This window comes from Streptomyces sp. NPDC055099 (assembly GCF_053607685.1).
The window spans coordinates 147250-159522 of sequence record NZ_JBSGUA010000013.1; the positions used below are offsets into that span (position 1 = coordinate 147250).

9 protein-coding genes and 1 pseudogene are annotated in these 12273 nt (G+C 67.0%); 5 read left to right on the top strand and 5 right to left on the bottom strand.

The features are described 5' to 3' along the window. The first annotated feature begins 48 nt into the window (after positions 1-48). Entirely contained in the window at positions 49-1812 is a 1764-nt protein-coding gene (locus ACWFRU_RS29040; protein WP_453691074.1) for a SulP family inorganic anion transporter, read from the top strand. Positions 1813-1878: 66 nt separating this feature from the next. Here the strand turns inward: ACWFRU_RS29040 and ACWFRU_RS29045 are convergent, their stop codons facing one another. Then, positions 1879-2787, bottom strand: coding sequence for a universal stress protein (locus ACWFRU_RS29045; protein WP_453691075.1), 909 nt, complete (start codon positions 2785-2787; stop codon positions 1879-1881). A gap of 270 nt (positions 2788-3057) precedes the next feature. On the opposite strand from ACWFRU_RS29045, the gene ACWFRU_RS29050 reads away from it, so the two are divergent. Together ACWFRU_RS29050 and ACWFRU_RS29055 are read left to right on the top strand one after the other, a co-directional pair. After that, complete coding sequence (locus ACWFRU_RS29050; RefSeq protein WP_453691076.1) at positions 3058-3522, top strand: Crp/Fnr family transcriptional regulator; 465 nt, start codon at positions 3058-3060, stop codon at positions 3520-3522. A 35-nt stretch (positions 3523-3557) separates the two neighbouring features. After that, entirely contained in the window at positions 3558-4232 is a 675-nt protein-coding gene (locus ACWFRU_RS29055; protein ID WP_453691077.1) for a CBS domain-containing protein, read from the top strand. 332 nt (positions 4233-4564) lie between these two features. Here the strand turns inward: ACWFRU_RS29055 and ACWFRU_RS29060 are convergent, their stop codons facing one another. The 3 genes and pseudogenes from ACWFRU_RS29060 to ACWFRU_RS29070 form a co-directional block, all read right to left on the bottom strand. Then, positions 4565-5260, bottom strand: a complete 696-nt coding sequence (locus tag ACWFRU_RS29060) for a hypothetical protein (RefSeq protein ID WP_453691078.1) — start codon at positions 5258-5260, stop codon at positions 4565-4567. 439 nt (positions 5261-5699) lie between these two features. Next, positions 5700-6502: pseudogene (locus ACWFRU_RS29065) on the bottom strand (transposase family protein). A 347-nt stretch (positions 6503-6849) separates the two neighbouring features. After that, the gene (locus ACWFRU_RS29070; protein WP_453691079.1) at positions 6850-7779 is read right to left on the bottom strand and encodes a universal stress protein; all 930 of its coding nucleotides are present in this window, start codon (positions 7777-7779) and stop codon (positions 6850-6852) included. Positions 7780-8263: 484 nt separating this feature from the next. On the opposite strand from ACWFRU_RS29070, the gene ACWFRU_RS29075 reads away from it, so the two are divergent. Next, on the top strand, positions 8264-10081 hold the full coding sequence (locus ACWFRU_RS29075; protein WP_453691080.1) for a stealth family protein: 1818 nt from the start codon (positions 8264-8266) through the stop codon (positions 10079-10081). A gap of 114 nt (positions 10082-10195) precedes the next feature. Here the strand turns inward: ACWFRU_RS29075 and ACWFRU_RS29080 are convergent, their stop codons facing one another. Continuing rightward, entirely contained in the window at positions 10196-10966 is a 771-nt protein-coding gene (locus ACWFRU_RS29080; RefSeq protein WP_453691081.1) for a transposase, read from the bottom strand. A gap of 193 nt (positions 10967-11159) precedes the next feature. On the opposite strand from ACWFRU_RS29080, the gene ACWFRU_RS29085 reads away from it, so the two are divergent. After that, positions 11160-11996, top strand: a complete 837-nt coding sequence (locus ACWFRU_RS29085; RefSeq protein ID WP_453691082.1) for an alpha/beta fold hydrolase — start codon at positions 11160-11162, stop codon at positions 11994-11996. Positions 11997-12273: the final 277 nt, after the last annotated feature.

Consider the following 12273-nt stretch of genomic DNA (forward strand, 5'->3'; position numbering starts at 1 on the left):
CGCGAACCCGCCGACGAGGATCTGAGCACACGCATCACAAGGAGACTCATGCCCCTCAGCTCGGGTGATCACCTTGCGCAGTGGCGTCGCACGGCGCCCGGGCTCGCCATCCTCTGCCGCTACCGGCGTTCGTGGCTGAAGGGCGACCTGTTGGCGGGGGTGACGGTGGCCGCCTACCTCGTCCCACAGGTCATGGCGTACGCGGGCGTGGCCGGCCTGCCGCCGGTCGCAGGGCTGTGGGCGATCCTGCCCGCGCTCGCCCTGTACGCCGCGCTCGGCTCGTCACGCCTGCTGTCGGTGGGCCCCGAGTCGACGACCGCGCTCATGACGGCCACCGTGGTCGGCCCGCTCGCTGCCGGGGACCCTGCCCGCTACGCCGCACTGACGGCAGCTCTCGCCATGACCGTCGGGGTGCTGTGTCTTGTCGCGTATGCGCTGCGGCTGGGCTTCGTCGCCGACTTGCTGTCCCGGCCGGTGCTGATCGGCTATCTGGCGGGCGTGGCACTGATCATGATGGCCGATCAGTTGACAGAACTCACCGGCGTGCACACGACGGGCTCCGCCTTCTTCCCCCAGCTCTGGTCCTTCGCGGGGAATCTGGCGGAGGCCCAGCCGACCACGCTGGTGTTGGGTGTCGCCCTGCTCGCGTTCGTGCTCGCCGTAAGTCGATTCGCCCCCGTGTTGCCCGGCCCTCTGCTGGCCATGGTGCTCGGCACGGTGACCGTGGTGATTTTGGACCTCGACAACCGGCACGGCGTCAAAGTGATCGGCGAGGTCCCGACGGGCCTGCCCGGCCTGGCCGTGCCGGGCTTCACCGAGCTGCCGCACCTGTTGCTGCCCGCTTTGGGAGTGCTCCTGGTCGGCTACACCGATGTCATCCTCACCGCGCGAGCCTTCCGTGATCGTGGCGATCAAGGGCCGGAGCTGGACGCCAATCAAGAACTCCTGGCCCTGGGCGCGGCCAACCTCGGCGCATGCGCTGTGCATGGATTCCCTGTGAGCAGCAGCGCCAGCCGCACGGCACTCGCATCATCGACGGGCGCCCGCACGCAGGCCTACTCGCTGATCGCGGGGGCGGCGGTCCTCGCTGTCCTGCTCTTCCTCAGCCCATTTCTGACCCGCACCCCTACAGCCGCCCTGGGGGCGCTCGTCGTGTACGCCGCCATACGCATGATCGACCTGGCGGGCTTCCGGCGCCTGGCGGGTTTTCGCCGCCGGGAGCTGCTCCTGGCAGTCGGCTGTCTGGTCGGCGTCCTTGCTCTGGACATCCTGTACGGCGTACTGGTAGCCATCGGCCTGTCGGTCGCGGAACTGCTGTCCCGGGTCGCGCGCCCGCACGATGCGATCGAAGGACTGGTGCCAGGTGTGGCCGGCATGCATGACGTGGACGACTACCCCCAGGCCCGAACGGTTCCCGGCCTGTTGGTCTACCGCTATGACTCGCCACTCTTCTTCGCCAACGCAGACGACTTCTACCGTCGTGCCCTGGCCGCCGTCGACCAACGCGATGGGCCGGTCCACTGGTTCGTCCTCAACACCGAGGCCAATGTCGAAGTCGACATCACCGCCCTGGACGCGGTCGATGCCCTGCGCCGTGAACTGACCCGGCGGGGCGTGGTCTTCGCTCTCGCCCGGGTGAAGCATGATCTCTTGGACGACTTGGAGGCGTACGGCCTGAGGGAGACCGTCGGCCCCGATCTGATCTTCCCCACACTTCCGACGGCCCTGGCCGCCTACCGCAAGTTCTACCCGTCACGTACGTCGCCGCCAGCCAGTCCGACGTCTGGTGACATACCGCCATCAGCTCCGTAGTCCAGGTACTCGCCGTTCAAGCGCGAGTGTCCTCAGCACGACGCCGGGACGGCCGTCCCGGCAATCTCAGTTGTGCGGGACGACAGCCACCGGGCAGCGGACGTGGTGCAGCGCCGCGTAAGTGACGGCACCGATGTGCGCACCGAGGCGACTGTCCCGAGTCCGGCGTCCCACGACGACGAGGGAGGCTCCCGCTGACGCGCCCACCACTGCGGTGGCCGCCCGTCCTTCACGGACGGTTTCCCTCACGGGGACTTCCGGGAACTTCTCGCACCACGGCCGTAGCATCGCTTGTAGGGCGCGTTCCTGCGCCGCCAGCAGTTCCGGTCCGGAGACCGGTACCTGCGGTTCCTCCACCGGCTGGTCGTATGTCACACGGTAGGCATGGATCACCCGAAGTGCGGAGCGGCAGCGTCGAGCGGATTCAAAGGCGAACTCGATCAGTTCGTCGCCGGGGTGATGGATGTCGAAGCCGAGGACGACATCGCGGTACGGGGTCTCGGGTATCTCATCGGGAGAGATACCGTCCACGGCGGGAAGGTGTTCGTCGGCGGTGCTCTCATCCGCCCGTACGAGCACCACGGGGTGGGAGGACCGGGCGATGACCCGCTCGGACACCGAACCGAGGAGGAAGCCAGAGACTCGGCCAAGGCCACGGGAACCGAGCACCAGCAGCTCTGTGTCGTCCTCGGCGGCCACCAAGGCTGCCACCGCGGAGTCGCTCACCAGGCGCTCCACGACCCGCAGCCCTGGGTAAGCGGCACGGAGGCTGCCCGCCGCCCGATCCAGGATCTGTTCGGCCCACTCGTGCTCGGCCCTGCCCGCGGGGACCGAAGGGGCGGGGCGGGGGTGCCACGTCCAGGCATGCAGGAGATTGAGCGAGACGCCGCGGCGCATGGCCTCACGGGCCGCCCAGTGTGCGGCGGCGAGACTCTCGGCGGATCCGTCGACTCCTGCGGTGATATGCGGAAGCATGATGGGCCCTCCCGTATCCGATCCGGTCCGATCTTGCTTCGATCCTCGTCCAGGAAGGCGCTCATGGACAGGGGCCACCCAGCCCCTTCATGTGCCTCATCGGAGGCATGTTGCTTCCTCCGCCGCTTCAGTGATGGACCAGATGCCGACAAGACCGGCCAGAGGGGTCCATCGTCTGCGTCTGCGGGCCCGGGTGGCCCCTGGCGGGCGCCGACCGCACGGGCACATGCTGGACGTGGCAGGTCAGCACGCACGTCCTGAGGGGACAGCATGAACTCTTCGACCACACACAGCATGCTGCGGGCACTGCCGGCCGAGCATCAGCAGCGGTTGATGCGCATCGCCCGTGAGGTGTCCTTTCCGGTAGGATTCCGCCTTTTCGAGGAGGGCGCACGCGCCGATCGGTTCTGGATCATCCGTACCGGCTCCATCGCGCTCGACCTTCGCGTGCCCGGCCGTCGGCCGGCTGTCGTCGAGGCCCTCGGCCACAACGAACTCGTCGGCTGGTCCTGGTTGTTCGCCCCGCACTCCTGGCACCTGGGGGCCGAGACCACGACGCCTGTCAGGGCGTACGAGTTCGACGCCGTGGTGGTGCGGGACATGTGCAAGGACGACCCCGCGCTGGGATACGCGGTCACCCAGTGGGTGGGCGAGGTCCTGGCCCACCGGCTGCGCTCGTCGCGCACCCGACTACTCGATCTGTACGCCCCACACGGAAGCGGAAGCACCCTGTGACCGCAATCGGAATCCGACGCGTTCGAGGAGTGACCATGCACGGCACGCCGCACATCGTGAGTGATGTCATGACCCACACCGTCGCCGCCATCGGCCGCGAGGCGCGTTTCAAGGAGATCGTCCAGATGATGCAGGACTGGAAGGTCAGCGCCCTGCCGGTCCTGGAGGGCGAGGGCCGCGTCGTCGGTGTCGTCTCCGAGGCCGACCTGCTGCCCAAGGAGGAGTTCCGTGACAGCGACCCCGACCGCTACACGCAGTTGCGGCGCCTGTCCGACCTGGCCAAGGCCGGTGCCTTGACCGCCGGAGAGCTGATGACCACTCCCGCCCTCACCGTCGCTCCCGACGCCACCCTCGCCCAGGCCGCACGCACCTTGGCGCGCGCCAAGATCAAGCGGCTTCCAGTCGTCAACGACCTCGGCATGCTGGAGGGTGTGGTCAGCCGCGCTGACCTGCTGAAGGTGTTCCTCCGAGCAGACGAGGAGATCGCGGAGGAAGTTCGTAGGGAGATCGTCTCGTATCTCTTCCCTCCGCCGGCCTCGACCGTCCGGGTCAAGGTCGAGGAGGGGGTGGTGACCCTCTGTGGGCACATCCCGGACACCTCGTTGATCCCCGTGGCCGCGCGCCTGGTCCGAGCCGTCGAGGGCGTCGTCGACGTGGAGTTCGAGTCCCAGGGGCAGGGCCGGTCTGCAGAAGACACGGCTGCCACGTAAGGCTGCATGCGGGCCTGCGATCTTGAGAAGGATGGAAACGCGAAGCCGTGGACCGGGAGACGGCGGATGTGCGTGTCCGAGGAGGCCGGTTGTGCGCGGACCAGCCACTTGGAGGCAGTAGTACGGGGCTGGAATACGGTCGGCCGCTGCGACCGACTTGGCATGACGGGCCGCTGTGTCGGCTCCGACGTAGGTGTCGCAGACGCCGGTCAGCGCGGTGATCCGCATCTCCCGAAAGCGAGAGGCACCGTCGTGGCGCCCGCATCTCCTTCCTCAGGTTCGCGACGATCTGAGCGGCCCAAGCGTCGATGGACTGCCAGTCGCGCGGTGGGCTACGGGCCGCGGATTACATCGATCAGGTGTAGGACTCGCCCGACGCCTCGCCCGTACAGCAGTACCAGGATCACAATCGCGCCTCCCCCGTACACGTAGATGTCTGTACCCTCTGGCAGCTCGGAAAAGACGCCCACAACGACCACTAGAGACGGAATCAGTAGGGCCGCCGCTGCCATGCGTAGCAGTTCCCAGTCATGCGCCGGGGTCAACCCCGCCAATTCGTCCTCATCCAGCATTGCCCCCACACGGCGCTCCGTGTACCGGTCGGCCACCTTCAACAGCATCTGCGCCAGGTCCTTGGCCGACTCCGGACCGTCTCGGTCGATTCGGCCTTCCGCCTCTCGCAGCGCCGCCACCACCATGCGGCCGTGTCGTCTCAGTTCAGCACTCCGCCGCGTGAGCCGCCCAGCCGTGGACATTCGGTGCATCCGCAGAATGAGGCGTTCCGATGCAGCAATCGCCCACGCAAGCCGAAGAAGCGCATCACCTCGTCGACGATGGCTCGCCTTGTACACATCGGCGCACCTAGAGATGGCCTCCGCCAGTACCTCGACGGGGTAGTGCCGTCGCCACAGGCCAGAAGTCGGTGCGCGAGACGATAAATCCGTTACCCCGGCCAACGTCATCCGAATGGAAGACCGAAGCGGGATGAAAAGAACGATCATCAATGCCCCGAGAACGAGCATCACCATCCAGGGCAGGGCTTCAGGTCCCCACTCTGGCTTCCACGCACCAATGGCCACCGAGACATCGCTGAGCGGAGCCCCGGCTCCCGTGGAGGCTAGGGAGTACCCGAAGAGAACACAACTGAGGCAAGAGCCAAACGACTTTACGGCGATAGCTCGTCCGTAGCGCCTGGAGATCCTCAATGAAACCTGCACGCGTCGGGTAGACGGGTAGGGAATACGCAACCTCCTGAGATCCCTCTCCAATTGGGCGACCGCAGCATCCAGTGCCCGCCGCTGACGGACAGCCCATCTTTGCCGTATCTCCCCCATCACAAGGCCAGATCCTCCCAGCACCATGCGAGCCGCACTGCCATAACTCCTCTGACAGACGGTAGTGAATCCTTCTCGGTTACGTCTCGTGACGGTTCGTGATCTTCGTTCAGATGGTTCGGCCGTGTCCGAGTTAGAACAGAACGAGAGCGGACCGGGCGATCTGGGTTGTACTGGCGGGGTCCAGGGTGACCCGGCGCAGGGCCGGCCTTGAAGGTGAATTCAGTGGGGCGTTGGCGCGTTCGGCCACGGCGTGGATGCCCCGGATCACCTTGTTGAACGTCTGCTGTTCGAGGTCGGGTCCGCGCCCCTGCGGCTTTTTGACCGGGTGACGGAAGCCCTCGCCGACGTTCTCGTAGCCAAGGTCGGTCAGGCTCGGGGTGCCCAGGGTGACGGCGAGTCGGTTCGTCGCGTCAATGAGGCCGTGCGTGCGGGCGCAGGTGGTGTCATGCTCGCGGCCGGGGCGGACCGGAGAGACCCACAGTGGCCAGCCGTCCGGGGCCGAGATGACCTGCACGTCCCCGCCATGATGCTTGTGCTTTGCGGACCACCAGAGGTCGGCTTTGTCAGGGCCGGGAGCGGCGACGGGTCGGTGCGGATGACGGTGCCGTCCAGGTTGAGGTGGGTGTATCCGGCGGGCACGGCTCGCTCCAGCGCGGTGGACAGGACCGGGGCGTGGTCGGCGAGCACGGTCAGCCCCTCGTGCGGATAGCGGTAGGCGGTCGGCGTCGAGATGCAGTTGTCTCGGGCCCGTTGGTCGGGGCAACTTTCGTCGATGAACCGGCGCAGGACCAGAACGGCATGCTTGAAGACACCCAGAGCGTGGGTGCCCCTGCAGGTCTAGATCCGGACCTGATGCTCGCGCAGCAGCTTCGCGAGCTGCTCGGCGGTTTCCCGCTGGACATCGAGCACAGCGGTGTAGGTGATGCTGGTCAACGTGTGGAGCCTCTGATGCTCATGAACGTGATCTTCGAATACCTGCTCCTACCAGGGGCTTCTACCTAATCTCACACCAGGTCACCAAGCCACCGTCCAGCGAGCCGTCACGTACCGCAGCCATCACGTTGCCGAGACGGCCTCATCGAGCAGGCCGCGCAACGCGCCGAGCATTCCCACACTGAAGACCGCACAGGGCCGAGTCCGGGCGGCTCGCTGTGCGCCGCCCGAAGTCCATGCTGAGGCGCGCCATTTCTACCCGTGAACCGCGCTGCCGAGCTGCACGCCGATGCGTTCCGCGATCCCCTCGGGGGCAACCGTGCACCCTGGCCTACGCCATCAGGAGTTCACGTCCTCGCCTCACTGGAATGCACTTCGGGACCGTCGTGCGCGATGACGGCGACCGGGCAGCTCACGTGGTGGATCGCCGTGTGAGTGATCCTTCCCGCGTGGTTCCCGGCCATCCCGGGGCGCACTTGGCGGCCCAGAATCAGCAGGCCGGCGTCGCGGGCCGCCTGGACCACCTCCTGAGTGGGCCGGCCGTACAACACCTGCGCCCGGACGTCCACAGTGGGGAATTTCTCCCGCCACGGGTCGAGCACAGAAGCCAGCACCCAAGCGGCTTCCCCCTGCAGCCTTCTGCTGCGCGCCGGTTCCGTTCCACCTCGTGCGTTCGGCAGGCGCACGGCGTGGATGACGCGCAGTGCGGCACCACGGAAGCAAGCCGCTGCCAGGGCGAATTCGAGCAGTTGGCCGCAGTCGTGCCGCACGTCGAGACCGAGGACCACATCACGGTACGCAGTCCGCTCGGAGGGGTTCCCGCAGGCGTCCGGCCGGCACTCGTCCGATGCCGAGAAGTCCCCGCGTACCAGAACCACCGGACGCGCGATCTGCGCCACCGCAGCCATCGCCACCGAGCCCGCGAGTCGACCGCCGAGTCCGCCGAAGCCCTGATTGCCGAGCACGAGCAGTTCGGCGCACTCCGCCTCGGCCACCAGAGCCGGGACCGGCGGACGCCTGATCTGCTCTCCGCTGATGGAAATTTGGGGGTAGCGCGCCGCGAGCCTGTCTTGGGTGGTTCGCAGGATGCGCCGTGCCCAGTACTGCGGAACCCGAAGTTCGGGAAGACCCGCCGGTTCGTCGGCGTCCGGCAATCCCTCCCAGGCGTGCACGAGCCGGAGCGGCAGCTCACGGCGCAGCGCCTCTCGGGCCGCCCAGTTCGCAGCGGCGACACTTTCACGCGAGCCGTCGAGGCCCACCACGATCGGCTGGAGCATCGTCCCCACCTCCCTGTGCCACAAGCGTCGCGCGGTGTTCGCCCTTTGGGCAGGGTCCACCAGGTCCCCTCCCTGAGCCCGCCGGTACCTCGGCCGGGTCACCTGGTCCACGGTGCACACGCTCCGGCCGCGACAGCCGCGGCTCAAGACCCTGTCGTTCGCGACCCGGCTCAACGAGCACCCCCATCGAGGAGAACGGCACGACGTCAGCGTTCTCGACCACCGCCGCCGCAGGCGCCGCAGATGAGCGTAGAGGCCTCAGCCACATGGACACCAAAACCGTTCGGTGCCCGGCCCCAACCTGCGTGCCCAAGGCCGCCCGCCCCTCCGTCGGACACCCGCCGGTCTCCGGCCCCTGCCCCGAAGGTCCCTTCGGCATCGGCCCACTCGGCCCCGGCCCTGGCCCTGTTGGACACGGGCCAATCATGTCCGGCCAAGAGACATTGACTGGGCAGAGACACCACAGCTGAGGGGCGATCTCACCATGAGCGAGCCACAACCCGCCGAGCAGGCCGCCCACACGTCGGAGAAGCCCCTGGCCTCCGCCACGCTCCGCAACCCCGAGGTCTCCTGGCCGATGCGCCTGTACCGGCGCATGACCCCCGCACCGGCCCGGCGCGCCTTCGTGGCACATACATCCACGGCATCACGAGCGCGCCTCAAACAAGGGCTGGCCATGGCGCCTTCCGCCCGTCACCTGCTCGGCAAGATCCGGGCCGGGTATCTGGTACGCCGCCGTCGTCCCCTGTGCTCCGGAGCGGACCGGTTGGTGCACCTGGTACGCAGCGTGCCCAAGGTCGTGAACGTGCATCCGTCGCCGTCCCCGCTGCAGGCCCGCAACGCCAACGCCGCCCAGGTACGTGAGGCGCTCGAGGCCGCCGGTCTCGACTACTTCTGCGTACGAGGGCGAGAGCACAGTTCGGCAGTCGTGGCCGTGGCCGCCCGAGACCGCGCCGCGGCGCACCGGGCACTGGCTCAGGCATGTCGCACCCGGCCCGGCTATGTCTGCGCCGCGGATGCGCGCCCGCACGGTCGGCGCACTACTCGGCCGGGATATACGCGAGCTGCGTGGCGGGCTGTGGGGAAGGCCGAGGCGATACGCCTGACCTGGTACTACGGTGATCCGCAGGGGCAGTTGATACTGGGGCCCAAGTACGGGTGCGTCGTGGAATTCTGGTCGGCGAACGGTGACACCTTGGTGGCCCCGCGTCCCAACCGGGCGGCCGACCAGGTGCCCCGCTCCGGTCTGCCGGTGTTCGTCTCCGAATCGCTCTTCACCGGGCTCGCGCCCGTGGGAAGCCCGCTGCCGACGGTGCGCACCCGCCGCGAGTTCGCCCACCCGGGGCCCGAAGACATCCGTTTCCCGGTGGACGCGGTGTTCACGTGGGTCGACGGCCGCGACCCGGTATGGCTCAAACGCCGTGCGGCCTGCGCCGGAGAGGCATACCACGAGGAGTCGGCGAATGCCGCACGCTATGTGAACCGCGATGAACTGCGCTATTCGCTGCGTTCCCTGCGCCAGAACGCGCCGTGGATACGCAACGTCTACCTCATCACCGATGAGCAGACGCCGTCCTGGCTCGACACGCGTACGCCCGGGCTCCGTATCGTCAGCCACAAAGAGATCTTCAGCGATCCGCGTGTGCTCCCGACATTCAACTCTCATGCGATCGAGAGCCAACTACACCATATCGACGGCCTGTCCGAGCACTTCCTGTACTTCAACGACGATGTATTCCTCGGCCGCCTCACCACGCCTCAGGACTTCTTCCTCGCCAACGGACTGACCAAGTTCTTCCCGTCATCGGTCCTCATCCCGCGCGGAGCACCGAATGCCGAGGACGTGCCGATCGCCGCCGCGGGCAAGAACAACCGCGCGCTCATCGAGGCGACCTTCGGCACCGTCATCGCCCAGAAGATGAAACACACTCCGCACCCGCTGCGGCGCAGCGTCCTGTACGAGATCGAGGACCGGTTCCCCCAGCTCCATCACGCCACCGCCAGCCACCCGTTCCGAAGCCTGGACGATCTCTCCATCGCTTCCTCTCTGCACCACTATTACGCCTTTCACACCGCGCGCGCGGTGCCCGGACATCTGCGCTATGCATACCTGGACGTGTCCCACCCCAGCCTCGGGCCACGTCTGGCCCGCCTCCTGGCACGTCGTGACCGCCATGTGTTCTGCCTGAACGACACCACAGGCGACGAGCACGACTGGGCTTCCCAACAGTCCCTGATCAGTGCCTTCCTCGCCGCGTACTACCCGGTGCCGAGTTCGTTCGAGCTGCCTAGCCCTTCTTAGGTCCTGTGCTGTCCCTCTCAGTGATGCTGTTCTCTCTCGCCTGCCTGCCCCTAAGGGCTGTCCCGTAAATGATCTCTGAGGGACGGGAACGTGGGAGGCGATCAATCCGGCCGCTTATCTAGCCGGAGAGGTTGAGTTGTGCAGCCGGGCGATGCCGCGCATGGCATGGTGGACACCATCGCCTTTGAGGCGGCAGTCACGGAGGATATTCCAGTTCTTCATGCGGGCGAAGGCGTGCTCGACCCGGGCGCGGACCTGCTTGTGTGATTTGTTGTGGGCCTCCTTCCAGTCGGGCAGCTCCTCGGCTTTGCGGCGCCGGTGAGACATCACGAGTCCGGTGCCCGGATAGCCGCCGTCGGCGATGGTGACGGTCATGCCAACGGCAGCCTTGGCCCCTGACTCCTCCCATGCCTTGCAGTCATTGCGGTTGCCGGGTACTGGGCGGCCCACCAAAACGACGTGGCGAGTGTCAGCGTCGATGACGACCCGGTGGTTGGTGGAGTACCGATAGTTCTTGGACCGCTCGGCGATGGTGTGGTCTCGGGTGGGCACGAGCGTCCCGTCCACGATCAGTACGGTGCCCCTGTCGAAAGACCTGCGCGGCCGGAGCGCGATCATCGGCCCGAGATGGTCGATGATCCGGTCTGCGGCGGACTTCGACACACCGAAGAGCAGTGCGAGTTGCCGCATCGTCAAGTTTGTTCGCCAGTAAGCTGCGACCAGCGGCATCCGGTCCTCCAGAGGCAGGCTCCACGGCCGCCCTCTACCGACGGCGTCCGCACCCTCGCGCCGCAGAACCGTCACCAGCTTGCCGAAGGAACGCTGGCTCAGCCCGGTGAACGGGACTATCCAGGACGGCTGCGATGCCGTAATCACACCAGTCACAACTGGATCATCCCAGTTGCCGCTGCCGCCCCATGCCCTCGATTCTGCGTGAGGGGGTTCGTCGTCTCCGAGATGCGAGGACTTCGGCACCGAAAGCCTGGCGCACCGATGAGTTTCCTGCACTGCGGGGGTCCTATTGGCAGCAACGCACGCCCACAGCATTACGGCCCCTACGTGAACTGGAGAGACAAACATGGCAACAGCGCGAGAGCAGTCGGCCGGAGCCGAGGCCCGAGTCACCTCCGCCGACGGCACCGAGATCGCATTCGAGCAGTCGGGCCGCGGGCCGGCCGTCGTCCTGGTTGCCTCGGCACTGGCAGACCGCTCGGACACAGCCAAACTCGCGACTCTCCTCGCCCACCACTTCACTGTGATCAACTACGACCGGCGCGGACGCGGTGCCAGCGGGGACGCCGCTACTTACGCCCCAGACCGCGAGATTGAAGACATCGCCGCGTTGGTCCAACACGTCGGCGGTTCGGCGTCGCTGTTCGGCTCGTCCTCCGGAGCGGTCCTCGCCCTGCGCGCGGCCGCGGCCGGAGTCAACGTCGACCGCCTGGCTCTGTACGAGCCGCCGTTCGTAGTTGGCGAAGGCGACGACGGACCGCCTAAGGACCTCGCGCAGCAGATCACCGCGTTGCTTGCGGAGGGCCGGCACAGCGACGCGGTCAAGTACTTCATGACCAGGGTGCAGGGCATGCCCGGCATCGCCGTGTTCTTCATGAAGCTCATGCCGAAGATGTGGGCAAACCTCACCAAGTTGGCCAGCACTCTCCCCTATGACATCGCGGTCATGGGCGATACCCAGCAAGGCAAGCCGCTCGATGCCGAGGAGTGGAAAGGAGTGGCCGTACCCACCCGAGTGTTGACCGGTGGCAAGAGTGCGGCCGCGTTCCAGCGCGCCGCCCTCGCCGTCACCGAGATCCTGCCGCAGGCCGACCATCGCACTCTGCCCGGACTCAACCATGGCGCCGTCGTCATGGCTCCAAAGAAGATCGCCCCGCAGATCATCGAGTTCATCAAGGGATGAGCTTGTCGTTCGAGCGGTTCGGCGGCGCTTGGCACCCTTCTGGCACTCGAAGCGGAGCACGCCCCATCCCCAACTGACCGCCGGACCCCGAACGACCACGACTTGCGGGACAGCCTTTAGTCTATTGATCACGGTGATCGCAGGATGCGGCATCGCAGCGGGCCGAAGTCGGCCCAGCCGTAAATGTTCGCGAGCGATCGCGCACGGAAGCCGCTCGGCACCGGCCCGCCAGGGCCGGCCGGCCCCACCGCGGCAAGCGACGACCACAGGCGGGTGA